We start from the raw sequence: 23,774 nt of genomic DNA on the forward strand, positions 1-23,774 counted from the left end.
AGATGTGTATAAGAGACAGACTCGCGCGGGCGGGAGCTCCTGGATCTGGTTTGGGAAGAGCTGGAAACCCAACCGGTGATCTCGCAGGGATCGCGGCAAGCGGCAGTGCAACAGGGGATCCAAGCCTATGAGCAAGCCTTGAGCTTGCCCCTATGGCTGGCTCGGATCCTGGGGGCAGCCATCCAGCGCTTTGGGCCCCGCGGCCTGGAGTATGCCCGCTTTTCCATCGACTCCCACTTTGTCCGCAACTATCTCTATGTGCGCCGCCACTATCCCCACAAGCTGGAGCGGCATGTCCCTCCCTTTGCCCGGCGGATTGTGGAGCAGTATCACCTTCCGAAAGACTGAGGCTCAGCAGTAGCGGATCCCGGCCTCGGCCCAGCGGTCGATGGCCTGCCCTATGCGCTCGCAGTCGGCAATGAGGCTAATCCGCACGTAGCCCTCTCCCCCTTCTCCAAAAGCGTTGCCAGGGGTTACGACCACGCCTGTGGACTCCAAAAGCCGCAGGGCAAACTCCGTCGAGCCTTCGGGGGTGCCGTCGGCGGTGCGGGGGGTGGGGATCCAGAGGTACATCGTCGCCCGCGGCGGCTCGATCTGCCAGCCCAACTCCGCCAGGCGGGCAATGAGATAGTCGCGCCGGCGGCGGTAGCGCTCTTTCACCTCCTCCAAGTAGCTATTGGGCAGGCGCAGGGCAGTTTCGGCGGCCTTTTGGATAGCTCCAAAAACGCCGTAGTCGAGGTTGGTCTTTAGGGTGCGCAGGCTCTGGATGATCTGGCGGTTGCCCACCACAAACCCTACCCGCCAGCCGGCCATGTTGTAGGTTTTGGAGAGGGTGTGGAACTCTACTGCCAGGTTCTTGGCACCGGGGATCTGCAGCAGGCTGGTGGGCCGATAGCCGTCAAAGGCCAGCTCGGCGTAGCACAGGTCGTGCACCAAGAGCAGGTCGTATCGGCAGGCAAACTCCACCACTTCTTCAAAAAAGGAGCGGGGCGCCACCGCCGTTGTCGGGTTGTTGGGGTAGTTAAAGTAGAGCAGCCGCGCTTGCTTAGCCACCTCCGGCGGGATCTCCTGCAGGTCAATGAGCCACCCTTTTTCCGGACGCAGCAGCAGCGGGTAGATCTGGCCGCCGGCAATCAAGGGGCCGCGAAAATGGGGCGGGTAGGCGGGGCTAGGCACCAGCACCAGATCCCCGGGATCCACATAGGCCAAGGCCAGGTGGGTCAGGCCCTCTTTGGATCCCAGAAGAGGCAGCACCTCGTCATTGGGATCTAGCTCTACTCCATAGCGGCGCCAGTACCACTCGGCAATGGCCTGGCGGAAGCTAGCCGTGCCCTCGAAGGGAGGGTAGCCGTGGTGGAGGGGATCGGCAATGGCCGCCTGGGCTGCTTCCACCACCGGCTGGGGGGTGGGGCCATCGGGGTTGCCCATGCCCAGATCGATCAAATCCAGCCCCTGCTGGCGGGCGCGGGCCTTGAGCTCGTCCAGCCGGGCAAAGACATAGGCAGGCAGCTTGCGCAGGCGTTGGGCAGGGGCAAGGTTCATAAAGCCACGGAATTGGGGTTAACTGCACAGCTTACCGCCAGAGCGGCTCCCAAGGCAATCTAGAGCAAGGCCAGTCTTGGGCGGCAGGAAAGCCAACGGCTAGGATAGAGATCCAGCTTTGGCTTTCTCAACAGCAGCCGTGCCCTTACCTCTAGTAGCTGTTGTGGGTCGCCCCAACGTGGGCAAGTCCAGCCTCGTCAATCGCATGGCGGGGGTACGGGCGGCCATTGTCCACGACGAGCCTGGCATAACGCGGGATCGCCTCTACCAAGAGGTGGAGTGGAATGGGCGCCGCCTGCGGGTGGTGGATACGGGCGGACTGGTCTTTGGCGACGACAGCGAATTTTTGCCCCATATTCGCCAGCAGGCCATGGCAGCGATGGCCGAAGCGCACGCGGTGATCTTCGTGGTGGATGGCCGCGAAGGGCTGACCCCCGCCGACAAAGAATTGGCCGATTGGCTGCGCAAACAACCCCTGCCAGTGGTGGTGGCCGTCAACAAGTGCGAGTCAGGGCAACTGGGCCTGGCCCAGGCGGCAGTCTTCTGGAAGCTGGGGCTGGGCGAGCCGATCCCCTGCTCTGCCCTCCACGGCAATGGCGTGGCAGAGGTGCTGGAGGCAGTGCTGCCCCATCTGCCAGGAGGGGAGGAAGCCGCAACTGAAGCAGAGCCCATTGCCGTGGCCATTGTTGGCCGGCCCAATGTGGGCAAGTCCAGCCTGCTCAACCGCCTAGTAGGATCCGAGCGGGCCATTGTCAGCCCCATCGCCGGCACCACCCGCGATGCCATCGACACCCTGGTGGAGTGGGAGGGGCAGACCTACCGCCTCATCGACACAGCCGGGATCCGTAGGAAAAGCCGGGTGGAGTACGGGGTGGAGTTTTTCAGCATCAACCGGGCCTTCAAGGCCATTCGGCGCTCAGACGTGGTGCTGCTGGTCATTGACGCCTTGGAGGGGGTAACCGAGCAGGATCAGCGGCTGGCTGGCCGCATTGAGGAAGAGGGCCGCGCCTGCATTATCGTCGTCAACAAGTGGGATGCAGTGGAAAAGGATACCTACACCATCAACGAGTACACCCGCGAGATCCGCGAGCGGCTTTACTTCATCGACTGGGCGCCCCTGTTGTTTGTTAGCGCCCTCACAGGGCAGCGCACCCACAAGATCTTCGCCGAGGTCAACACCGTGGTAGCCGCCCATCGCAAACGCATCCCCACCTCCGTGGTCAACGAAGTGCTGCAGGAAGCCCTTGCTTGGCAATCGCCCCCCGCCAACCGCCAGGGCAGGCAGGGCAAGATCTACTACGGCACTCAGATAGCAGAGCAGCCCCCCACTTTCCTCCTTTTCGTCAACGATCCCGATCTCTTCAAAGAAAACTACCGCCGCTACCTGGAAAAACACTTCCGGCAAAACTTAGACTTTGCCGGCACTCCCCTCCGCTTTGTCTGGCGCGGCAAGTCGGAGCGGCGGGTGGCCCAGGAAGTGCGCAAGCTGGAGGGATCCCTGGCCTCCCCCTAGGATTGGAGTTAGCCAAACCTCAAAAAAGTCTATGGCTGTGGATCCCAACGTCAAAACTCTAGTGGAAAACCGCCGCGCCCGCTTTGAGTATGAGATCTTGGAGACCTACGAAGCTGGGCTCCAACTCACCGGCACGGAGGTCAAGTCCATCCGAGCAGGCAAAGCCAATCTCCAAGATGCCTTTGCGCTCTTTCGCGATGGCGAGGCCTGGCTGCACAACTTGCATGTTGCCCCCCACGGGACTACCAGCAAGGAGTTCAACCACGATCCCACCCGCCGCCGCAAGCTGCTGCTGCACCGCCGTGAGATTGATCGCCTGCGGGGTTTGGTGGAGCAAAAGGGCCTGACGGTGGTTCCCCTGCGGCTCGTGCTCAACCGCGGCTGGATCAAAGCCCACCTGGGCGTGGCCCGCGGCAAAAAGCTTCACGACAAGCGGCAAGCCATTAAGGAACGGGAGACGCGGCGGGAAATCCAGCGCGAGCTCAAGGGGCGCTAAGGCCTGCCAAGCTCTCGGTAGTTCCGATGGGTAGCTGCCCGGCAACTCTCCGTCAATCGGCTGCAGGGGGACCTCTAGGCTCCAGGGAGAGGGAAAAAGCGCTCGGTGGCCTTGACCCGCTCACACCAGGCGCGGATGTTGGGGAAGGGCTTGAGGTCAAATCCGCCTTGCTCCGCCACGTGGGTATAGGTGAAGAGGGCCAGATCGGCGATGGTGTAGCGGTTGCCCACAAAGAATTCTTTCCCCTTCAGATGGCCTTCCATGATCTCCAAGGCCTCCGTGCCCAGTTTTAGGTTCTGGGCAATCAGCTCGGCGTTGGCCTCGGCCTGGCCAGTCCGCACGAGGAAGCGGGTAGTGGCAATGTAGCGAGCAATGCGGGTTTGTTCAAAAAACAGCCATTTCAGGATCTCAGCCCGCTCTAGCCGCGTTTGGCCATAGAGAGGGGTGTCTTCTGCTAGATAGACCAAGATTGCAGCCGACTCGGCCAAGACCGTGCCGTCTTCTAGCTCCAAGGCCGGGATCTGGCCCAAGGGGTTCTTGGCCAGGTACTCGGGGCGGCGGTTCTCGCCGGTGCGGGAGTTCACCTCAACCGTCTCATAGGGGATCCCCAGCTGCCTCAGAAGTAGCTCCACCTTGTAGCAATTGCCAGAGGTGGGGATCCCGTACAGTCGCAGCATGGTTCTTAGCCTTCCACGGGAAGCATTGCCATTTCCATGATTAGCCGCAACCGCCGCTCTGCTCAATCCCTACGTCTCGAGGCGGTAGCCGAAGTCGCGCAGGAGGTGCTCGGAGCGCCGCCAGTGGGGCCGCACCTTGACAAACAGCTCCAGGTACACCTTGCCGGCAATGAGCTTTTGAATCTGAAGGCGGGCAGCCTGGCCAATTTGCTTGAGCCTTTCCCCTCCCTTGCCAATGAGGATCCCTTTTTGCGAGTCCCGCTCTACGTAGAGGGTGGCCAAGACGCGGGTAACCTTGGGGGTTTCCTCCACCTGGTCGATGGTTACGGCCACCGAGTGGGGCACTTCCTCGCGGGTGTGCAGCAGCACCTGTTCCCGGATGAGCTCCGCCATGATGAATCGCTCTGGCTGATCGGTGACCAGGTTTGGCGGATAGTAGTAGGGCCCAGCCGGCAGCAGGTCGACGGTGACTTGGATAAGGGGTGGCAAGCTGCCGGGATCCAAGGCAGACACCCAAACCACCGGCGCAGCGGGCCGCAGGGCCTGGTAGCTCTCCTGGTGAGCTTGGCGCGTGGCAGCGTCTTTGAGGAGATCGGCTTTGTTGCAGACAAGGATGCAGGGGGTAGTGGCAGGGATCCGCTCCGCAATGAAAGCGTCACCGCGACCTGCTGGCACTGAGCCATCCACCACAAAGAGAACGACGTCCACACTCCCAATGGCGGCCTGGGCGTTGTGCACCAAGATCTCCCCCAGTCGGTGGAGGGGCTTGTGGATGCCAGGAGTATCCACCCAGATGATCTGGGCTTGGGGGAGGGAGAGGATCCCGCGCAGGCGGTTGCGAGTGGTCTGGGCCACAGGGGAGGTGATGGCGATCTTTTGACCTACCAGGGCGTTCATGAGAGTGGACTTGCCCACATTGGGCCGTCCAATGAGCGCCGCAAACCCCGACTTAAACCCTGGTGGGGCCGCGGGGAGGGCAGAGGGCTCCAACCCCCTTATTTGAACGGGCTCCAGCGGGGCTGAGATCTCCTGCTCCTCAAGCGGAGGATGGCCGGCATTCTGCTGCTCTGCTGCCATGGGGAACGCTACTTCTGGACGGACAAGGACTGGTCAGCCAGCGAAGCCTCGGGGAGGGATCCCAGCTTGGCCAGGGTCGTGCCAGGGTAGTAGAAAGCGAGGATCTCGGCTGCATTCAACCCCCGACGGGCTAGGGTGTAGGCGCCGTACTGGCTCAGCCCCACCCCATGGCCAAAGCCGCCGCCGATAAAGCGGTAGCCCGCTAGCTCCTTGCCCTGTTTTAGGGGCTCGACGCGAAACAGGGTGCTGTAGAGGCGGGGAAAAGCTAGGCGCACCTGATCCTTGCGCAAAACCAGCGAGTGAGATCCTTGGGGTGTCTGCAGGTCCACTTGCAGCGCCTGAACCCGACCGCTGACCGAGCGCTCCAGAACCTGCAGCCCCTGGATGGTCGTCCACTCGGGGAGAGGGATCCCGAGGTACTCTTGGGCAGCCCGCAGCTGGGCGTTGAGCTCCGCCAGGGATTGGGAGAACTCCCAGCGGAAAAGGCGGGATACCCCTGCTTCATGGAAACCTTCCCGCTGCTCCAGAAAAGCCTTGAAGTCGCTCTCCCGCCGCAAATCAAAGGGCTGAGCGGGCTGGTGGGCGAGGTCAGCGCGGGGGCGCAGGTAAGGGCGCGGCTCGCCGTCCCAAACTTCTTCAAAGCCTGCCGAGATGCCGCCGTTGGAGGAAGAATACACAGCATCCACCAGCTTGCCATTGTAGGTAAGCACCAAGCCGCTGGTCTGGCGAACGGCCTCGTCCGCCCGCGGATGGGTTCCCGTCAGCCCCTTGTAGACCTGGCAGTGGGTGTTGGCACAGAGGTGGTAGTCGTCGACCTGAAAGCGGTGCAGGTTCTTGAGGGCGTAGGTGCGCGCCAGAATTGCCTGGGCGGCCATGGCGGCAAAGGGAGCTCCCGGCCCTACTTCGTGGGGCACCACCCCCCGCAGATAGGTTTCCAGCGGCACGGCGTTGACCACGGTGTAGCTGCCGTAGGCGTTAGGCTGAATGGTAATCGAGCCGGCATAGTAGCGGTCGTTTACCCGCAGATAGCCCGCGTCCGAGGTTACCTGAAGCCGGGTGCGGTGGTAGCGAAAGTGGCCATGCACCCAGCTTAGCTGGGGCTGTTGGCGCCGCTGCTGGACCTCAAGCCGCACCTGGGGGATCCCCTTGGCCTGGGCATAGCGCTGAATCTGGGCCAACTGCTGAGGGGTGTAGGCGCGGCTGGCCCACACTTGCCACTCCTGCGGCTGGGCAATCTCGGTGCGGATCCCTAAAGCCTGCCAACGCTTGGCGCTGGCCTCGGCGCTCTCAAAACTTTTGTGGCTGCTGAGAACAAGGCGGTACACGGTTTCTGGAGTGGCCAAGGCGCGGTTGACGATCCCGACAGTTACGCGCGGAGTGCGCTGCCTCTGGGTGCTGCCGTCGGCCTGGGGAAATTCCAGCGTCAGTAGCGACCCGGTTGGCGCTGCCAACTCCACCTGATCCTGTTCAGAGCGACCAAACTGCTGCAGGATGCCCACCCGTAAGATCGGGTTTTGCGGGGTAGCCACCGTGGCCCAGGTTCCTCCGGGATCCCCTGTGGCGCGCAACGCCAAAGCCGCAAGCAGCACACCCCAGCCGAGCGTGCCCTGGAGAGGAAGCCGCCGCTGGGTGGGGGGAGGTTGGTAACTGAGCATCGGCGCTTTATGCTGGTAACGCACCCGTTGATTCTACCTGCATCTTTTTGGCCTAACCCAGCATGGAGGCTTTTTTCTCTTCTACCCCCTCTCCTCTCTGCAAGGGATCCGGCTGGCGACTGGGCTGGGATCCCCGGCGCTCTCCTTTTGTGGCCCTTGTGGGAGGAGAAACCTGGGCGCTGGAGCTAACTCAAGAGGAGTGGCAAGCTTTTGGGCAGGGGGTGTACTGCCTGCAGCGGGATATGGAGGCCATGGCCTCCCAACTGATGGCCGAAGAGAGCCTCACCCTGGAGCAGACCTTCCCCTCGCTAACTTTGATTGCCCACGGCAGCCCCGCTGCCTGGGATCTCTACCTACAGTTGCACCAGGGCCGGCGCGGCGAGGGCTTCTGGCCAGCAGAGGCTGTCCCGGGGCTGTGCCGTGCTCTTGCCCAGTTTCGGGAGCACAGATGACCTAGCAGTTGCTAGGATTGGGAGTTGCCCTGGGACAGCGGCCCCCTTCATGTCGACAGCTTTGGATCTTCAGCTGCACGACTGCCAAGTTCATCCTCCCGACCGTCAGCCGATCACCATTGCCCTAGCCAAGGGAGCTTTGCTAGCCGATGCCATCCGCTGTCTGCAGCAGGTAGGGATCGACTTTAGCCGCTTTTTGGATCCGGCCAATCGCCTCCTGCGCATTGAATCCCCTACCCAGCTCAAGGGACAGCGCTACGCGGCGCTGCTGGTGCGCAACCAGGACGTGCCGGTGTACGTGGAGTACGGCCAGGCCCAGCTGGGGATTGTCGGCTACGATGTCCTGCGGGAGCGCTATGCCGGCAGGGAAGCGGGGGTAGCCCACCTGTTGGACCTAAAGTTTGGCTACTGCCGCATGGTGGTGGCTCTTCCCCAAGACAGCCCCTACACCTCAGCAGCCCAGTTGCCGCCCTATGCCCGGGTAGCTTCCAAGTTTGTCCGCTGTGCCCGCGAGTATTTCGACCGCCTGGATTTGCCGGTGGAGCTCATCTCCCTTGCCGGCTCAGTGGAGCTGGCTCCCCTCACGGGCATGGCTGATGCCATTGTGGACTTGGTGGCCACCGGCCGCACCCTGCGGGAAAATGGCCTGGTGGAGCGGGACTGTCTCTTCGAGAGCACAGCCCGCCTGATTGCCCATCCCACCAGCTACCGGGTCAACCAGCAGCCCATCGGTGAACTGGTGGCCCAAATCCGAGAGCACTGGCTGGGATCTCTAGCGGTTAGCCAGCTTTAGTTCTTGCCCAGTCAAGAAACTTTGCTTGGCTTAGCAAAGAGCGGATTGCGATTGCGTACAATGGGGGCACTGGTTTATTTCCCAAGAGATTCAAAACAGGTTTTTCGAGGTTGATTATGCGGTACCGTCCCCTGCTCGCCATCCTGCTGGCGCTTTGTCTAGGCGTCTTCGCCTTTCGGGCTGAGGCAGCCAAGGCCCCTCTAACCTACGACCAGATCCGCAACACGGGCAAGGCGGCTATTTGCCCGTCGGTCTCGGACAATGCCCGCGGCCGCATTGAGGTGCCCCAGGGCGAATCCCTAAAGCTGACCGATGTCTGCTTCCAGCCCGTGCAAATTGAGGTGGAAGAAGAAAAACGGAACGGGGAAAAAGAGTTTATCAAAGCCAAGAACATCATGATCTCGGCCGCTACCCTGGGGCCGATTAAAGCGGAAGTCACTGCCAAAGAGGGCGGCTTGGAGTTCAAAGTGGTGGATGGGATCACCTTCCAGCCAACCACCGGTCAGTTGCCTCGCCGCGAGCTGGTGCCCTTTTTGTTTAGCGTGAAAGACTTGGTGGCCACCGCTCAAGGGTCGGTCATCGATCCCTCAACGGACTTTGAAGGCGAGTTCTTGGTACCTGGCTACCGTACCAGCAGCTTCCTCGACTCGCGGGGGCGGGGTTCTAGCACTGGCTACGACACGGCTGTGGGGCTGCAGGCGGCCAAGGAGGACTTTGCGGCCAACCGCAAGGTGGACGAGATTTCCCGGGGGAAAATGTCGCTGCGCATTGCTCGCGTAGATTCCAGCACTGGAGAAATCGCTGGCTCCTTTGTGAGCATTCAGCCGTCTAGTACCGAGCAAGGGGCACTGGAACCTCGCACCGTTCGCGTTCAGGGCCTGTTTTATGCCCGTCTGGCGCAGGAGTCCTAAAAAAGCCTGAGGCAGGCCATTCTAGGGCAGGGGCGGATCCCTGCCTGTTTTTGTGTTCCTGGCAAGGGCGGAGCAATTGCCAACCGAGGAGCGCGACAGGCATGGCCAACTATGACTGGATTGTTGTCGGCGGCGGGATCACCGGAGCAGCCCTAAGCTATGAGTTGGCCCGCCAGGGGGGATCCGTTCTTCTCCTTGAGAAGGAGGCGCTGCCCGCCAGTGCCACCCGCTATAGCTACGGTGGCTTGGCTCATTGGGCTGGAAAAACTCCCCTGCTCAAAGCTCTGGGGGAAGAAGGGATCCAGCGCTACCGCACTCTCTCAGAGGAGCTGGAGGCAGATATTCACTTTCGCGAGCTAGATCTGCTCCTATTGGTTGCTCCTGGCTACTCAGTGGAAACGGTGGAGGCGGATCTAGCCGACTGTCGCATCCCACCCCAGCGGATTCCGGTGGAGACGGCCTGTGAGCTGGAGCCCCTTTTGCAGCCGGCGGCCCTGGAGGGCGTGCTCTGGGCCCAGCACGGCCACATCCACCCCTGGCTGACGACCCTGGCTTTTCGGAGGGCTTTCCAACGCCTGGGGGGATCCCTGCTTTTGCAAAGCGTAACTGGCTTGCGGCGGCAAGGGCAGCGGGTCACCGGCGTAGAGACACCCGCCGACTTCCACGGGGCAGCCCAGGTGGTGGTGTGCGCCGGCGGCTGGACACGGGCTTTGTTGCGTCAAGCTGGCATCTATGCCCCTATCTACTTCACCCACGCCGAATCCCTCGAGCTAGAGCCTGCGGCAGTGCGGCTGAGAACCATTGTCATGAGCGCGCCGGTGCAGCGCCTGGAGCTGGAGCGGCAGGCGGCTCACCCCGACCGGGATCCCCTCTGGGACAAGCCAGGGCAGGAGCTCTGCCCGCCCATCCTGGATGTCGGGATCCTGCAGTTTCTGGACGGCAGCATTCGCCTGGGCCAGATCAGTCGGGTGCTGACGGATCCTCAAGCCCAGCTGGATGCCACTAGCGGCGAAGCGCAAATCCGGGCGCAGGTGGGGCGCTACCTACCCCAAGTGGCCCACTTGCCCGGGCGCTGGTGTCACTGCTTGGTGGCCTTCAGTGGCGATCACTATCCCTTGGTGGGATCCCTGCCCGGCTGGGAAGGGCTACAACTCTTTTCTGGCTTCAGCAGCCCTTTGGCCATCCTGCCGGCCTTAGCCCGCCGCTTTGCCCAGCAGGCGTATGGCCAGGCGGATGAGTGGCTCCCCAGTCTCTCGCCGGCGCGCTTCACTGCGCCCTCCCCCCCTGCCCCTTCTCTTGAGGGAGAGCGGACCCGGAACTGCTTAAGTCCACTCCTCCGCTAGCGCTGTCTCCGGCAAATCTTCCAGGTTAAGCTGCACCTGGCGCTGCAAGGCCAAGATAGCCTGATATTCCTGGTGAATGCTGGCCTGGTATTCGGCAGCTAGAGTGGTGTTGCCTTCGGAAAAGGCCTGCTCCCAGAGCTGTGTCCAGTAGCGGTAGCGCTTCTGACGAATTTCCAGCTCCATGTTGGCTAGAGCAGCCCGCACCACCAGGCGTGGACGCATCAGAGCTACGCGGGTAGTTTCGTCCTGCCAGAGCAGGTGGCTGAGGCGCTCGTTGAGGGCGTCGTCCTGGGCGCAGAGAGTGCGCAGGGCGGTCAAAAGACCCTCCTCCTCGTCTTCCAGCTCCGGCTGAGCCGAGACCAGCTCTAAGATCCGCTGCCACAGCTCCCGGTGAGGACGGAAACTGAATTGCAGCTCCCGCTCCATCAAGGTTTGGCGGATCTCGCGGCGGTACTCGGCAAAATGCAAGTAGATCTGCAGAAGATGGGACTCGGACTGCAAGAGTTTGGATCCCCGGTCGGCAGCAGGTTGTTGGGGTTTTGACCAGCGGTACTGGCGCACGGCGCGGCGCAGATCCTCTTCCAGATTGCGGCTGAGGCGAGCGCTGCCCCGGCTGAGCAATTCCGCCACTTTGTGGATATACAAGGAGCGCCATTGTCCACCTAGACCGGCCAGCAGTTGCACCAGCGCTTGATAGGCCTGTTGGAAATCGGCGGCCTGGCTGAGATCCCGACCGGCCAGCACCTGTTCAATCCGCCAGTCCAGCCATAGGGGAGCCTGAGCCAGCAGGGCCTCTAGTTGGGAAGCCGGGTGCTGCCGCAGGAATTCGTCGGCATCCTTCCCAGCAGGAAGGGTGAGGATGCGCAACTCGATTTCCCCCCGCCGCGCCTGCTCCTCAACGGCTTGAATAGCCCGCAGGGCGGCATTCAACCCAGCGCGGTCGGCGTCGAAGTTGAGGATGACCCGCTTGGACGGCGTGTAGCGCAGCAGAGCCTTGACTTGGTGCGGCGTCAGGGCCGTGCCCATGGCGGCTACCGCATAGGCAATGCCGGCTTGGTGCAGGGCGATCACATCAAAGTACCCTTCCACGACCAAAACTTGGTCGGCTTTGGCGATGGCCTCGCGGGCAAAGTTGAGGCCATAGACCACCTGGCTCTTGTTGAAAAGCTCCGTTTCTGGGGAGTTGAGGTACTTGGGCTGCTCCTCTCCTAAAGCCCTGCCGGCAAAGCCGATGACCTGCCCCTGCAGGTCAAAAATGGGCAGCATGATGCGGTTGCGGAAGCGGTCGTAGTGGCCTCCTCCCTGGCGCGGCACCAGCAGGCCGGCTTCTTCTAGAAGCTTGACCGGCTGGCGCTTCTGGTTAACCAGGTACTCGTAGAGCGACTGCCATCCGGAGGGAGCAAAGCCGATTTGAAACTGTTGACAGGTCTCTTCGCTCAAGCGGCGGCTATGCAGATACTCCCTAGCCGCCGATCCCACCGGGGAGTGGAGGGCGTGCCGGTAGAAGTCGGCGGCCATGGCCAAGACCTCCAGCAGCTTTTCCTGACGCGAGACCTGGCGTTCGTAGTCTGGGGAGAAGGATCCCTTGGGCTCAGGCACATGGTAGCGGCGGGCTAGCCAGCGCACGGCTTCGGCAAAGGAAAGGCGCTCGGTCTCCATAACAAAGCGGATGACATCTCCCCCGGCGCCACAGGCGAAGCACTTGTAGATCTGCTTGCTGGGGCTGACGTGAAAGCTGGGCTTGTGGTCGTCATGGAAAGGGCAGAGGCCGACAAAGTTTTGCCCCCGCTTGCGCAACACCACTTTTTCGGCCACCACCTCAACGATGTCGGCCTTCTGGCGCACTAACTGGATGAACTCCGGCGGCAGACTGCTCATGGCCCTAGGGATCCTCCACCCTATGGTAGCTGGGGGGACTTGACAGGCTGTCTTTTGACGTGGCCTGACCCGCCAGAGATAATGGTCTAGCTTCAAAAACTAGATTTTTCCATGAACAGTCTTTTGCAAATTGTTGAGAGGAAAATGCGGATCGTTAAACTTTTCTTGCTGCTTTTGCTTGTCGGTGCCGCTGTCTTTTGGAGCCCGCAAGTGGCTTCTGCTGAGCCGGATTTGGCTTTAGGAGCCAAGGTCTTTCAGGCCAAGTGTGTGGGCTGCCACTTGAACGGGCGCAACTCGATAGTGCCGGCTAAAAATCTCTCCCTAGCTGCCCTGCACGAGTACCACGTGGATACGCTAGAGCTAATCCAAGCCCAGGTGCGCAACGGCAAAGGGGCCATGCCTGCTTTTGGCAAGCTCCTCAAGCCAGAAGAGATCGAGGCGGTGGCCGCCTACGTCTTGGATCGCGCTGAGCACAACTGGAGTAAGGGCTAATGGCCCAGGACGAAGTGGCCGTGGCACCTCAGGCGCTGCAGGAGCAGGGCCGTCAAGTCCAGGGATCCCGCTGCCAGCTTCTCTCAGTGGGCATAGGGGCCCATGGGCTGGTGGCGGTGGGCATTTCTGCCCATGGGGTGGTAGCCATCGGTGTGGTAACCCACGGCATCCTCTCCATTGGCCTAGTAGCCATGGGCGCTCTCTCCTTTGGGCTGGTGTCCATGGGCTTGGCCAGCGCCGGCCTGGTGTCCATGGGTCTCTCCAGTTGGGGCCAGCACAGCATGAGCCTGATGGAATCCCACGGATCCCATCGCCATCCCTGAAGAAATTGGAAAACTAAAGAAATTGGAAAAAAAGGAGATTGGAAATGGGTCTGCAAAGTTACTTAGCTCTGGAGATTGGAAATGGGTCTGCATCTGCAAAGTTACCTAGCTCTAGCCAGAAAATCTCTGCTGGCTTTGGGTATGAGCTTTTTGCCTCTTTCTTCTGCCTGGGCTCATGTTACCGTCCATCCCCAAGAAGCCCCGGCAGGCAGCTACACCAAGCTCACCTTTCGCGTACCCCATGGATGTGATGGCTCCCCAACCAAGCGCTTGCGGGTGCAGATCCCAGAGGGATTTGTTTCCGTGAAGCCGATGGTGCACCCTCTGTGGAAAATCGAGACGGTCAAAAGGCCGCTGAAGACCCCATACGAGTCCCACGGGAAGATGATCACCGAAACGGTTGCCGAGGTGATTTGGAGTGGCGGCTCGCTGCCCGATGGCCTCATGGATGAGTTCAGCATCAGCGCCAAGCTGCCGAATCGGCCCGGCGAGGTCATCCCCATCCCGGTGATCCAGGAGTGCGAAAAAGGCATGCACCGCTGGATCCAGGTGGCGCAGCCGGGCGAGGATCCCAAGAGCTTGCCGGAGCCGGCCCCGCTGCTGAAGCTGACAGGTGGAGGTAGTGGACAGGGTCATGGTCACGGCAGTCGCTAGGCGGCCTGCTGGGCAGGATGTCTCGCCCTAGAAGGGTCTTTGCTGGGATTTGGGCTGGGATCCTCGGCTTCTTGCTGTGGACGGCTGGGATCTCGCCCGCTTTCGCCCATGCCAGCTTGCTCTCCACTTTCCCGGAAGATGGAGCGGTGCTCCAGGAAGCGCCGACGCAAGTGCGGCTGGTTTTCAATGAGCCGGTGCAGCTTACGCAGCTCCAGGTTTTGGACGGAAATGGACAGGTATTGCCCCTGGAAAACCTGGTGAGCAGGGGCGAGGCGCTTCAGGGGGATTTGCCCCAGGGAATCCCAGCGGGGGTTTACCTTGTCAGTTGGCGGGCCATTTCCGCTGATTCCCATCCGGTGAGTGGCTCGTTTGTCTTCCAGGTGGGGACTGCAGATCCAGAGCTGGTTCAAGCGGTGAGGGCGGCCCACCTCCGAAGAAGGGATCCCCTATATTGGCCGCTGGTAGGTGTGCGCTGGGGGATCTACCTGGGCAGCCTCTTTGTGGTGGGGGTGTTGGGCTGGTGGCGGCTGTTGCAGGGGCGTTCGAGCGTTTTGGGGGCAAATGGAATAGAGCTCTCTGTTCGCGCCAGCAGGACGGAGTCCTTTAAGGCCTGGGCTTTCGTGGCAGCTTGGCTCACCCTTAGTTTGACTCTGGTGGCCTTCAGTTTGCACTTGGCCCAGCTTTACCCCCACCTCAATGGGCAAAAGCTGCTGAGTGTGATGCTTTCTCCCTACGGCTGGGGTACGGCACTGCGGCTAGTGGGGCTAGGAGTTCTGATCTGGGCCTGCGAGGGAGGTGCCGCCTGGGCCAGCAGTGTGGGCTCGGTGTTGGTCATTGGATCGTTTCTGCCCATTGGCCATGCCCTCACGAGCGAGTATCCGGCAGGAACGATGGCGCTGCTGGGGCTACATCTAGCCGGCTCGGCTTTTTGGCTAGGGGGGCTATGGGGGCTGGAGCGCTTGCTGAGCAGGGAATCTGCTCCCTACCCATCTGTAGGCACTATCCAACGGTTTTCTGACGTAGCCACCTGGGCAGTGCCGGGGCTTATCCTAGCGGGGGTGGGAATGGCTGGGATTCACGGCGGCTGGGACTGGGATCATCCCTATGGGCGATACCTTTGGACCAAGCTGCTGATAGTGCTAATGATGGTGGGGCTGGGCGCCCACAACAAGTTTCGGCTGGTGCCAGCATTACGGCAGGGTGGGCAGGCGGTGGGCCGGTTGCTACGCCAGATCGTCCGCCTGGAGCTGGTGGGACTGATCCTGGTGCTGGCCCTGACCAGTTTTTTGGTAGCTCAAGCTCCGCCTGGACAGGAGAGGAGCTCCCCTGCAGAGCCGTCTTGCCAAGAGGAATTGAGCTGGCCAGAAGGCAGCCTCTCCCTGCGGATCTTGCCCTGTCGACCCGGCAACAACCGGGTTCAAGTGGAGGTTAAAAAGATCCCAGCCCAGGAGCTGAACTTGGCCTTTTCCCTGCCCGAACGCGGGATCCCACCTCTGCGCCGACAAATGCTGCCGAAGAAGCCCGGCCAGTTTGCGGTTGAGAATGTGCCCCTGACATTAGGGGGAGAATGGCAGATTGAGGTGCGACTCTTGATCAGCGACTTTGAGGAGCGGCGTGGGCAAATCAGAGTTGTCCTGTAGGGGCAAGTGAAGGGATCCCTGCCGCTGCTTCCAAGAGCCGTCCGTCGTAGTCCTGCAGCTGGAGAGCCGTTTGGAAGTCCTGGCAAGCTCCCTGCCAATCGCCGAGGGCAAGACGAGCCAGGGCGCGATTGAGGTAAAGCTTGAAGTGGGCGGGATCCAGAGCGATGGCTTGGGTGTAATCCTGGAGGGCCGCTGCAAAATCTCCCTGTTGGGCATGGGCCCAGCCGCGGTTGTTCAGGGCCAAGAGGCGCTCCTGGGGCTCTAGCTCCAGTTGCAACAGTTGCGTGTAGTCGGCCAGCGCTTTGTCGGTCTCCCCCCTTTGATCCCACAGCAGGGCCCGCCAGAAGAGAGCCTGACGCTCCTGGGGGTTCAGGAGCAGGGCCTGGGTGTAGTCGGCAATGGCCTGCTCCGGCCGGTTGGCCTGGCGGTGCAGATCCCCCCGCTGACAGTAGGCCAGGGCGGCATCAGCTAGCCCCCAGTCGCAGTTGCAGCTCAAAGCCTGGTCAAGATCGGCTAGCGCTGCCTCTTGGTTGCCCAAAGCCAGATGTACCGCCGCCCGCAGGGCGAATCCCTGAGACGCCTGCGGCTGCTTTTGGATTAGGGCAGTGAAATCCGCCAGGGCCCCTTGCCAGTCCCCCAGCCGTTGCCGCGCCATGCCCCGGCGCAGATGGGCACTGGCTAGCAGCTCTGGTTCAGCTTGGGCTGCCGCCTGCAGCACCTGGGAGAAATCCGCACAGGCTGCCGGCCAATCTTCTCGGTCGAAATGGGCCTGGCCACGGTGGAAATAGAGCTGCAGGTTGTTCGGATCCCGCTCTAGGGCAGCCGTGTAGTCCTGCAGGGCCGCCAAGGGATCCCCCAAAAGCCTGTGGACCTGCCCGCGGCTGCTGTAGGCCCTGGCATCGCTGGGATCCAAAGCAATGGCCTGGTTCAAGTCGGCAAGAGCCGCTTCCAGTTGGCCCAGATCCAGATGAGCAATCCCACGGTTGAGGTAGACCTTGGTCAGCTGGGGATCCAACTCCAGGGCGCGGTTGAAGTCGGCTAAGGCGCCTGCCGGATCTCTCAACTCCTGGCGGGCCAGCCCTCGGTAGAAATAGGCCGGCGCCAGCTCCGGGTTAAGGCGGAGCGCCTGTTCGCAGTCAGCCAGCGCTGCCTCCAGGGCGTTGTTGCCCAGGTAGGCTATAGCCCGCTGCAGATAGAGCTCCGCCTGCGCTGCCACCCCTGCCTCAGAGGCCCCAGCAGGCTGCAGCGCAATGGCTTGGGAAAAATCCTCGATGGCCCCCTGGGGATCCCCCAAAGCTTGGCGGGCTAGGCCGCGGTGGTAGTAGGCCTTAGAGTGGGCGGGATCCCGCTGCAGCGCCTGGGTGTAGTCTTCAATCGCTCCCTGAAAGTCCAGCAACTGCGCCCGCGCCACGCCCCGGTTGAAATAGGCTTCCACATCCTGGGGATCTCGTTGGATGACCTCGGAAAAATCGGCCACAGCCCCTTGCGCATCTCCCAGATGGCCGCGCACCACGCCGCGGTTGAAATAAGCCCGTACTTCCTCGGGATTGAGCTCAAGGGCGCGGGAATAGTCCTCGATGGCCTTTTGGTTTTGCTCGAGCTGCCGGTAGGCGTTGCCGCGGTTGTAGTAGGCCACGGCCCAGTTGGGGTTGAGGTGGAGAGCGTGGGTGTAATCGGCAACTGCCCCCTCATAGTCCCCCAGCCGGTAGCGGGCGATGCCGCGGTTGACATAGGCACGGGCATCCCCTGTCAGTTGAATGGCCTGGGTGAAGTCCTCCACAGCTCCTGCCCAGTCGCCACTTTTGTAGCGGGCACTGCCCCGCTGGCTATAGGCGCGGCCATTCTGGGGATCCAGTTGGATGGCCAACGTGTAGTCGGCAATCGCCCCCTGCAGATCCCCTTGGCGAGCTTTTTCCTGGCCGCGGGTTACCAAGCGCATCGCCAAGAGCTGATCCACCGAAAGCTGGGAAAGAGCAGGCGCTACACCTTCGGTGGGGGTAGGCAGGAGAGGCCGCAGCGCCTCCATTACCTCAGCCGCCGATTGAAAGCGCTCCTGCCAGCGGGGACAGACCATGCGATCCAGAATCTCCGCTAGGGCATCGCTAACCGGTACTAGATCCCGCCAGAGGAGCTGGCCAGTACACGGATCGTCTGGGATCTTGGTGGGGGGACGGCCGGTGAGCGCCTGAATGGCCAGCACCCCAACCGAATAGATATCGCTGCAGGGCTGGGGCTTGCCGCTGAGCTGTTCCGGGGCCATGTAGCCCACTGAGCCAATCACCGTCGCCAACTGGGTTTGGCCAGGGGCAGGGCTGCCTAGCCGTCCCACCTCCTTCACCGCCCCAAAGTCAATCAGCACCAGCTTGCCATCGGCGTCGCGGCGCATCAGGTTGGCTGGCTTGATGTCCCGATGCACGATTTGACGGGCATGGACGTAGTGGAGGATCTCCAGAATCTCCCACAGCAGTTTGACGACCTCCGCCTCGCTTAGAGGCTGGCCAGCCACCAGCTCTTGGCCGAGATCGTGCCCAGCAATGAACTCCTCAACCAGGTAGAACTCCTGATCCTGCTCGAAGTGGGCCAAGAGGCGGGGCACCCGGTCGTAGTTGTTGAGCCGGTTGAGAACCTTGGCTTCCCGCTCGAACAGCTTGCGGGCCGTGGCCAGGGTGTAGGGATCGGTGGAGAGGGGGCGCAGGCGCTTGACCACGCAGGGAGTATTGAAAGTGTCGCGATCCACCGCTTTGTAGGTAACCCCAAAGCCCCCCTGCCCCAAAAGGCCAAGGATTTCGTAGCGTCCCCGCAGAAGGGTTCCCGGCTTAACCTTGTCTTCCATAGCCCAGCTTGCCCCGCTGTGACCTTGGTCACAGCAAGCTGGCTCGATTCTGCCACAAGCTGCTCCCCTGCAGCGAGCTTGCCCCTAGTCCTGCACGTACTCTTCGCCGGAGATGAGGGCCGCCTCTGCCTTCTGGAACTCCCGCCCCAGGTAGGCAGCGTGGCTAAGCTGGGAGACTACCTTCTCGCTTTCCTTTTCAAAGATCTGGACACACAACTCTTTGGCCGTCCGCCCAACGTACACCCGCTGCGGCGGGCGATTGACTGGCCCTCGCGCTGGGATCACCGCTCCAGTCTCCGGGTCAGTGGCCAGCCCCCGTTCATTGATCACGGTGCTGTAGTACTTGGCGCAAATGAGCTGCTGCTGTCGATCCACATAGATGACAAAGTAACCTGCCGGGTCTAGCTCCAGGGGCCGGCGGGAAAGCTGGTCATCAATGCGGCGCACCTGCTCCCGCAGAGACTCAGAGGAAAAAGACGACATAGTAAAGTTGCCAAGAAGCTAGCAGAACGGGCGCCAAAAACGTAGCCAAGACTACCTTCATTATCCCTATTGTGGCCGAGGAATGGGATCCCTTGCTTCAGGAGAAGTCTTAGGGTTTGCCAGTGCTTTTTCAAGCATTGGCAGTTACTTAAAGCCTTGGCAAACTCAGCGAAAAGGCGGATGCTTGCAGGTGGAAGGTGAGATTACCGTGGAAGCAGTGAGCGAGCGACAGTCTTTGCCAAAATGCACTCGGCTGAAGCTGAGAGGCTTGGGGGGGTTGGGATCCCTGAGGTAACCCCTCCAACGGAGAAAGGGGGAGCTGGTCACCTCCTCATCGTGGGCAATCAGCGCGACAGCTGCCTGTTGCTGAGGAAATTGCTGGAGAGCAGTAACTACCAGGTCAGCGAGGCGGAAAACGGCCAGCAGGCCCTGCAAATGGTGCAAACCCTGCAGCCGGATCTGATTTTGTTGGATGTAAGGATGCCGGGGCTCGACGGATTTGAGGTCTGCCGGCGCATCAAGGCCAATGGGGAGACGCGCTTGATCCCGGTGGTGCTGATGACAGCCGCTAGCGACCGCAAAAATCGCCTGCGGGGCATTGAGGCGGGGGCCGATGATTTTCTCGGCAAGCCCTTTGACGAGGCGGAATTGCTGGCGCGGGTGCGTTCCCTCGTTCACCAGAAGCATTTGAACGAAGACTTGGATCATGCCGCCCAAGCTTTATTTGCCATTGCCCGCATTGTGGAAAGCCGGGATCCCATCACTGGGGATCACTGTGAGCGCCTGGCACAACTGGCCAAAAGCTTTGGCGAGTTTCTCCAGCTACCCCGTCCTCTAATCAAGGTGCTGACCTGGGGAGGCTACCTGCACGATATCGGCAAAGTGGGTATACCTGATGCGATTTTGGGCAAAACGGGCAAGCATACGCCGGAAGAGTGGGAGGTGATGAAATCCCATGTCTTGATTGGAGAGGAGATCTGCCGCCCGCTGCGCACCCTGAGAGATGTGCTGCCCCTCATCCGCCACCACCACGAGCGCTGGGATGGCAGCGGCTATCCCGATGGCCTCAGGGGAGAAGGGATCCCGCTGGTGGCCCGCATCTTCCAGATTGTCGATATCTACGACGCCCTCACCTCGGAGCGACCCTACAAGCGCGCCTTCACCGTTCAAGAGGCCATGGACATCCTGCGGGAAGAAACAGCCAAGGGCTGGCGGGATCCCTACTTGGTGGAGCGTTTCTTCGAGTTTCTGCAGTCACGGCTGCCCCAGTTGAAGTAGACTAGGCCCAGTAGGCTCCTCAAGGCAAATCCTTTGGCAGGCGCAGATCCTCTACGGCGCTGTGTAGGCTGCCGCCAATTGTTTCCCCGCTCCCAGTTGTGGCGGCTGGTTAGGCAATACGACACTCACCAGGTGCTTTTGGGCAGAGGCATGGGTCGTTCTGCCTACCTATGTCGCCGGCTAGAATGCTTGCAGGCAGCCCGGCGGAGGCACCAGATGAGTAGAGCCCTCAAGGCGCCGGTGCCCGACTCGCTGTGGCAACTGCTGGAGCAGGAATTGCTGCGCAGTTCTGAGGCAGAAAGCCTCCAGGAGACATCAGTCCCAGAGGGGCGAGTCTCAGAGCAACCTCAGTAGCCCTGAATCGGTCAAGGTACCGGGTTCACTCCGTTCCAGCTACACGGTAGCCCCTCTTAGCTGTCAGAATGGGGCTGGGGGGGGTCGGCCGTGGCCAACTTCTGGGAACTGTAGAAGGGCTATCCTAAAAAGGCACTGTCGGTGTTGCTTCCTGCCCTAGTTGCCTATGCCCCCCGGCCCTTTTGGACTTAGATTCCCCCTGGAATTATGCTGCAGCAGGTTTAGTCTCAATCCGTTAATTGAGGTTGATTCAACTCCTGTAAAACTGACAAGGAGAGAGGAGCAGAGGCAAGCAGAGGAATGACCGACAAAGTTCGACTGTACGACCTTGCCCGCGAACTGGGGCGTGACAATCGCGAGGTGCTGGAGGTTTGTGAGCAGCTGGGGATCCCTTTCAAGAGCCACAGCAGCACCATTTCCCTAGAGCAGGCTGAGTTGGTGCGTAGCAAGCTGGGCAAGTCCCCTATTGTGAAACCACCTCGCCCGCGGAGCAAGCCGCAAGGAAGCTCGCCAGCTGAGCCGGCGGCGGAAGCCAAGGCGAGCGAGCGCCCTCAGGCTATTGTTGGCATTCGCCGGCCCGCTCCTCCTCAGCAGCCAGCCCCCTCTAGTGAAGCCAGTCCTCCCAAAACGCTGCTGCAGCGACCTGAGCGTATCCCTCCGCCAAAAGAGGCTCCTGCAGTCAGCCCGCCGCAGCCACCAGTTGCTCGCGTGGGTGAGACAAGGCCACAGCCGACGCCCCCTCCAGCTCGACCTGAGCCGGCTGTAGCCAAAGCAGCTAGCCCCCAGGCTGGCCCTGCTCCGGCGGCTAAGCGCCCAACGGTGCTCCCCCCTCCACGACGGCCTGAGTCGCCTCAAGCGGCTTCCGAGCCCAGCCCTGCTCCTGGTCCTGCAGAAGCGAAGGCTTCTCCTCCCCCAACTGCCCAGCAACCGCGTCCCCAGCTTGTGGGCCCACCGGTTCGCCCTGCCAGTCCTCCCGAGCGCCAGCCAGCAGCTCCCAAAAAGGAAGACAGCCCCAGCCAAGTGGAGGAGGCTCCCCGTCCCCAGCGGCGGCTGGAGTTGGTGGGGCCCCCCACCCGTCCTACGGCTAAAACGGTTTCCGCCGAGTCAGCATCCTCTCCCCCCTTGCCAGAAGGGATCTCCACTCCCGTGCTGGTCGAGGCTCCTGGGCGGCCTGCCACGCCCAAGGTCAAGCGCAAGACGGTGGAAGAAGAGGAGGATGAGGAGCTAAAAGCCCTCGAACGGCGATCCAGCCGCAGCCAGGCCGAGCGCAAGCGCAAACGCAGACGCGAGGAAGGAGATGGAGATGGCTTGGATTTGGATTCTCTGACGGCGATCTCCACCGTCAAGCAAGCGCAGCTAAACGCCATCCAGCCCTTGCCCCGTCCCACTGCCAAGCCCCCTGCCCAGCGCCCGCCGACAGCGGCTGTTTCAACCCCGCGCCCTCGGCCAGCTGCTGAGCGCTCCCCGCAGCTATCCACCTCTGCTAAAACTAGCCCCCCTGAGGAGACGGCGGAATTGCCGCCGCAAGAGAAGGTTCTGGTTCTTGAGGGCAGCCTCAGTGTGCAGGAACTAGCCCAGCGCCTGCGGGTGTCGGAAACTGAGATCATCAAAACCCTCTTCTTTAAGGGGGTGAAGGTAACCATCAACCAGGTTTTAGACGAGTTGCTGGCTGAGACGGTGGCCAAAGAGTTGGGCTATGAGATCCGCCGGCCGGAGACGGAGCCCAAAGCTAAGAAAAGCGAGATGCTTGAGCTGGAGGACATTGACCACCTGGTGCCCCGTCCGCCGGTGGTCACCATCATGGGTCACGTGGATCACGGCAAAACCACTTTGCTCGATGCCATCCGCCACACTAACGTGGCCCAGCAAGAAGCAGGTGGGATCACCCAGCGCATTGGCGCCTACCACGTGGATGTAGACTTTGAGGGCCAAAAGCGGCGCATTGTTTTTCTGGATACTCCTGGCCACCAGGCCTTCACGGCCATGCGCGCCCGCGGTGCCAGCGTTACTGACATCGCTGTCCTGGTGGTGGCTGCCGACGATGGGGTGCAGCCGCAGACGCTGGAGGCCATCAGCCATGCGCGGGCAGCCCAGGTGCCCATCATTGTGGCCATCAACAAGATTGACAAGCCCGGCAGCCAGCCGGAGCGCGTCAAGCAACAGCTGGCAGAGCATGGGCTGGTGCCGGAGGAGTGGGGTGGTGACACGCCCATGGTGCAGGTCAGCGCTCTCACCCGCCGCAACCTAGACGCCTTGCTAGAGATGATCCTGTTGGTAGCGGATGTGGCGGAGCTGCAGGCCAACCCCAATCGTCCCGCTCGCGGCACTGTCATCGAGGCCCACGTGGACAAAGCGCGGGGGCCAGTGGCCACTCTATTGGTGCAAAACGGCACCCTGCGGGTGGGGGATACGCTGGTGGCGGGCGCAGTGTTTGGCCGCGTCAAGGCAATGATGGACGACCGTGGCCAACGGCTACAGGAGGCCGGGCCCTCTTCAGCGGTACAACTGCTGGGCTTGGAGGAGGTGCCGGCGGCAGGGGATGAGTTTCAGGTCTACAGCGATGAGAAAGAAGCACGCCGCATTGCTGAGGAGCGGGCGGAGGCGCTGCGGCAGAGCCGCTTGCAACAGGCGTCGCTCTCTCGCCGCGTCAGCCTGGCTAGCATTTCAGCTCAAGCTCAGGAAGGCCAGCTCAAAGAGTTGAACCTGATCCTCAAAACAGATGTCCAGGGATCCGCCGAGGCCATCCAGACGGCCCTGCAGGATCTGCCGCAAGAGGAGGTGCGCCTGCGGGTTCTTCTGGCAGCTCCTGGGGAGATCACCGAGACTGACGTGGATCTGGCAGCAGCCAGCGACGCCATTATCTTGGGCTTTAACACCACCTTTGCCCCTGGCGCGCGGCGGGCTGCCGACGAGAAGGGGGTCGATGTGCGCGAATACGACATCATCTACAACCTGCTGGACGACCTGCGGGCAGCTATGGAAGGCCTGCTGGAGCCGGAGGAGGTAGAAGAGCCGCTGGGCCAGGCGGAAGTGCGCAAAGTCATCCCCATCAGCCGCGGCACCGTTGCCGGCAGCTACGTGCTCTCCGGCAAAGTGCAGCGCAATGCCCTGGTGCGGGTTCGCCGCAAAGGAGAGGTAGTCTACGAGGGGCGCCTCGACTCTCTCAGACGCTTCAAGGACGACGTGCGGGAGGTAACTGCCGGCTTCGAGTGTGGGATCGCCATCGAGAAGTTCGACGCCTGGCAAGAAGGGGACATTATCGAGGTCTACCAGATGGTTACCAAGCGGCGGACCCTAGCGCCTGCCTAGTCATTTGGGCGGCCTCCCCTCCCAGCGGGAGGATTTGCTCGAGAACAGTGGAGGCAGTTGTCAAGGGGAAG

At 61.6% G+C, this 23,774-nt stretch carries 20 protein-coding genes and 1 pseudogene; 14 read left to right on the forward strand and 7 right to left on the reverse strand.

Features of this window, described 5'->3' with window-relative positions; genetic code table 11:
- Window positions 1-18: 18 nt before the first annotated feature.
- Window positions 19-348 (forward strand): annotated as a pseudogene (locus NW804_RS05770) (hypothetical protein); the annotation flags it as partial.
- Window positions 349-351: 3 nt separating this feature from the next.
- On the opposite strand, the gene NW804_RS05775 reads toward NW804_RS05770, so the two are convergent.
- On the reverse strand, window positions 352-1,542 hold the full coding sequence (locus NW804_RS05775) for an aspartate aminotransferase (RefSeq protein WP_414423086.1): 1,191 nt from the start codon (window positions 1,540-1,542) through the stop codon (window positions 352-354).
- A 139-nt stretch (window positions 1,543-1,681) separates the two neighbouring features.
- On the opposite strand from NW804_RS05775, the gene der reads away from it, so the two are divergent.
- Window positions 1,682-3,055 (forward strand): ribosome biogenesis GTPase Der, encoded by a 1,374-nt coding sequence (gene der / locus NW804_RS05780; RefSeq protein ID WP_414423087.1) that lies wholly within the window; start codon window positions 1,682-1,684, stop codon window positions 3,053-3,055.
- A 31-nt stretch (window positions 3,056-3,086) separates the two neighbouring features.
- The gene (gene smpB / locus NW804_RS05785; RefSeq protein WP_414393409.1) at window positions 3,087-3,551 is read left to right on the forward strand and encodes an SsrA-binding protein SmpB; all 465 of its coding nucleotides are present in this window, start codon (window positions 3,087-3,089) and stop codon (window positions 3,549-3,551) included.
- Between the two features lie 74 nt (window positions 3,552-3,625).
- On the opposite strand, the gene NW804_RS05790 is transcribed toward smpB, so the two are convergent.
- The 3 genes from NW804_RS05790 to NW804_RS05800 form a co-directional block, all read right to left on the reverse strand.
- Window positions 3,626-4,228, reverse strand: a complete 603-nt coding sequence (locus NW804_RS05790) for a glutathione S-transferase family protein (protein ID WP_414393407.1) — start codon at window positions 4,226-4,228, stop codon at window positions 3,626-3,628.
- A 69-nt stretch (window positions 4,229-4,297) separates the two neighbouring features.
- Window positions 4,298-5,305, reverse strand: coding sequence for a GTPase Era (era, locus tag NW804_RS05795; RefSeq protein WP_414393405.1), 1,008 nt, complete (start codon window positions 5,303-5,305; stop codon window positions 4,298-4,300).
- Between the two features lie 8 nt (window positions 5,306-5,313).
- Window positions 5,314-6,960 (reverse strand): SpoIID/LytB domain-containing protein, encoded by a 1,647-nt coding sequence (locus tag NW804_RS05800; RefSeq protein WP_414423088.1) that lies wholly within the window; start codon window positions 6,958-6,960, stop codon window positions 5,314-5,316.
- Between the two features lie 62 nt (window positions 6,961-7,022).
- On the opposite strand from NW804_RS05800, the gene NW804_RS05805 reads away from it, so the two are divergent.
- The 4 genes from NW804_RS05805 to NW804_RS05820 all read left to right on the forward strand — a co-directional run bounded on the left by NW804_RS05805 (window position 7,023) and on the right by NW804_RS05820 (window position 10,459).
- The gene (locus tag NW804_RS05805; RefSeq protein WP_414393402.1) at window positions 7,023-7,412 is read left to right on the forward strand and encodes a DUF1818 family protein; all 390 of its coding nucleotides are present in this window, start codon (window positions 7,023-7,025) and stop codon (window positions 7,410-7,412) included.
- A 49-nt stretch (window positions 7,413-7,461) separates the two neighbouring features.
- Entirely contained in the window at window positions 7,462-8,205 is a 744-nt protein-coding gene (hisG, locus tag NW804_RS05810) for an ATP phosphoribosyltransferase (protein ID WP_414393400.1), read from the forward strand.
- A gap of 116 nt (window positions 8,206-8,321) precedes the next feature.
- A complete protein-coding gene (locus NW804_RS05815; RefSeq protein WP_414393399.1) occupies window positions 8,322-9,116 on the forward strand; it encodes a photosystem II manganese-stabilizing polypeptide in 795 nt (264 codons plus the stop codon).
- A 101-nt stretch (window positions 9,117-9,217) separates the two neighbouring features.
- Window positions 9,218-10,459, forward strand: a complete 1,242-nt coding sequence (locus NW804_RS05820; RefSeq protein ID WP_414423089.1) for an NAD(P)/FAD-dependent oxidoreductase — start codon at window positions 9,218-9,220, stop codon at window positions 10,457-10,459.
- Here the strand turns inward: NW804_RS05820 and dnaG are convergent.
- Window positions 10,439-12,337 (reverse strand): DNA primase, encoded by a 1,899-nt coding sequence (dnaG, locus tag NW804_RS05825; RefSeq protein WP_414423090.1) that lies wholly within the window; start codon window positions 12,335-12,337, stop codon window positions 10,439-10,441. The two genes, NW804_RS05820 and dnaG, sit on opposite strands and share 21 nt — an antisense overlap.
- A gap of 144 nt (window positions 12,338-12,481) precedes the next feature.
- On the opposite strand from dnaG, the gene NW804_RS05830 reads away from it, so the two are divergent.
- The 4 genes from NW804_RS05830 (at window position 12,482) to NW804_RS05845 (ending at window position 15,446) form a co-directional block, all read left to right on the forward strand.
- Entirely contained in the window at window positions 12,482-12,829 is a 348-nt protein-coding gene (locus NW804_RS05830) for a c-type cytochrome (RefSeq protein WP_414393791.1), read from the forward strand.
- Window positions 12,829-13,152: a hypothetical protein gene (locus NW804_RS05835; RefSeq protein WP_414409623.1), complete on the forward strand. Its 324-nt coding sequence runs from the start codon at window positions 12,829-12,831 to the stop codon at window positions 13,150-13,152. Before NW804_RS05830 ends, NW804_RS05835 begins: the two co-directional genes overlap by 1 nt.
- 81 nt (window positions 13,153-13,233) lie before the next feature.
- Complete coding sequence (locus NW804_RS05840; protein ID WP_414409624.1) at window positions 13,234-13,806, forward strand: YcnI family protein; 573 nt, start codon at window positions 13,234-13,236, stop codon at window positions 13,804-13,806.
- A 17-nt stretch (window positions 13,807-13,823) separates the two neighbouring features.
- Complete coding sequence (locus tag NW804_RS05845; RefSeq protein ID WP_414420339.1) at window positions 13,824-15,446, forward strand: copper resistance CopC/CopD family protein; 1,623 nt, start codon at window positions 13,824-13,826, stop codon at window positions 15,444-15,446.
- Here the strand turns inward: NW804_RS05845 and NW804_RS05850 are convergent.
- Entirely contained in the window at window positions 15,430-18,279 is a 2,850-nt protein-coding gene (locus tag NW804_RS05850; RefSeq protein WP_414423091.1) for a tetratricopeptide repeat protein, read from the reverse strand. The genes NW804_RS05845 and NW804_RS05850 overlap by 17 nt on opposite strands.
- Window positions 18,280-18,363: 84 nt before the next feature.
- The gene (locus tag NW804_RS05855) at window positions 18,364-18,762 is read right to left on the reverse strand and encodes a DUF4346 domain-containing protein (RefSeq protein ID WP_414405420.1); all 399 of its coding nucleotides are present in this window, start codon (window positions 18,760-18,762) and stop codon (window positions 18,364-18,366) included.
- 243 nt (window positions 18,763-19,005) lie between these two features.
- Here NW804_RS05855 and NW804_RS05860 point away from each other — a divergent pair, with 243 nt between their 5' ends.
- The 3 genes from NW804_RS05860 (at window position 19,006) to infB (ending at window position 23,703) form a co-directional block, all read left to right on the forward strand.
- Window positions 19,006-20,040 carry an HD domain-containing phosphohydrolase gene (locus NW804_RS05860; RefSeq protein WP_414423092.1) on the forward strand — a complete coding sequence of 345 codons (1,035 nt, stop codon included), beginning with the start codon at window positions 19,006-19,008 and terminating at the stop codon, window positions 20,038-20,040.
- 33 nt (window positions 20,041-20,073) lie between these two features.
- Window positions 20,074-20,394, forward strand: coding sequence for a YlxR family protein (locus tag NW804_RS05865; RefSeq protein WP_414393383.1), 321 nt, complete (start codon window positions 20,074-20,076; stop codon window positions 20,392-20,394).
- Between the two features lie 300 nt (window positions 20,395-20,694).
- Entirely contained in the window at window positions 20,695-23,703 is a 3,009-nt protein-coding gene (gene infB, locus NW804_RS05870; protein WP_414423093.1) for a translation initiation factor IF-2, read from the forward strand.
- Window positions 23,704-23,774: the final 71 nt, after the last annotated feature.

It is taken from the genome of Synechococcus sp. WC10meta (genome assembly GCF_047461475.1).

What these genes read in the sequence shown, in the direction of transcription:
- infB (WP_414423093.1), top strand. Translation starts at nt 20,695, where the DNA reads ATGACCGACAAAGTTCGACTGTACGACCTTGCCCGCGAACTGGGGCGT.
- NW804_RS05775 (WP_414423086.1), bottom strand. Translation starts at nt 1,542, where the DNA reads ATGAACCTTGCCCCTGCCCAACGCCTGCGCAAGCTGCCTGCCTATGTC.
- dnaG (WP_414423090.1), bottom strand. Translation starts at nt 12,337, where the DNA reads ATGAGCAGTCTGCCGCCGGAGTTCATCCAGTTAGTGCGCCAGAAGGCC.
- NW804_RS05830 (WP_414393791.1), top strand. Translation starts at nt 12,482, where the DNA reads ATGCGGATCGTTAAACTTTTCTTGCTGCTTTTGCTTGTCGGTGCCGCT.
- smpB (WP_414393409.1), top strand. Translation starts at nt 3,087, where the DNA reads ATGGCTGTGGATCCCAACGTCAAAACTCTAGTGGAAAACCGCCGCGCC.
- era (WP_414393405.1), bottom strand. Translation starts at nt 5,305, where the DNA reads ATGGCAGCAGAGCAGCAGAATGCCGGCCATCCTCCGCTTGAGGAGCAG.
- NW804_RS05840 (WP_414409624.1), top strand. Translation starts at nt 13,234, where the DNA reads ATGGGTCTGCATCTGCAAAGTTACCTAGCTCTAGCCAGAAAATCTCTG.
- NW804_RS05845 (WP_414420339.1), top strand. Translation starts at nt 13,824, where the DNA reads ATGTCTCGCCCTAGAAGGGTCTTTGCTGGGATTTGGGCTGGGATCCTC.
- NW804_RS05805 (WP_414393402.1), top strand. Translation starts at nt 7,023, where the DNA reads ATGGAGGCTTTTTTCTCTTCTACCCCCTCTCCTCTCTGCAAGGGATCC.
- NW804_RS05790 (WP_414393407.1), bottom strand. Translation starts at nt 4,228, where the DNA reads ATGCTGCGACTGTACGGGATCCCCACCTCTGGCAATTGCTACAAGGTG.
- NW804_RS05855 (WP_414405420.1), bottom strand. Translation starts at nt 18,762, where the DNA reads ATGTCGTCTTTTTCCTCTGAGTCTCTGCGGGAGCAGGTGCGCCGCATT.
- NW804_RS05800 (WP_414423088.1), bottom strand. Translation starts at nt 6,960, where the DNA reads ATGCTCAGTTACCAACCTCCCCCCACCCAGCGGCGGCTTCCTCTCCAG.
- NW804_RS05835 (WP_414409623.1), top strand. Translation starts at nt 12,829, where the DNA reads ATGGCCCAGGACGAAGTGGCCGTGGCACCTCAGGCGCTGCAGGAGCAG.
- NW804_RS05860 (WP_414423092.1), top strand. Translation starts at nt 19,006, where the DNA reads ATGCACTCGGCTGAAGCTGAGAGGCTTGGGGGGGTTGGGATCCCTGAG.
- hisG (WP_414393400.1), top strand. Translation starts at nt 7,462, where the DNA reads ATGTCGACAGCTTTGGATCTTCAGCTGCACGACTGCCAAGTTCATCCT.
- NW804_RS05820 (WP_414423089.1), top strand. Translation starts at nt 9,218, where the DNA reads ATGGCCAACTATGACTGGATTGTTGTCGGCGGCGGGATCACCGGAGCA.
- NW804_RS05850 (WP_414423091.1), bottom strand. Translation starts at nt 18,279, where the DNA reads ATGGAAGACAAGGTTAAGCCGGGAACCCTTCTGCGGGGACGCTACGAA.
- NW804_RS05815 (WP_414393399.1), top strand. Translation starts at nt 8,322, where the DNA reads ATGCGGTACCGTCCCCTGCTCGCCATCCTGCTGGCGCTTTGTCTAGGC.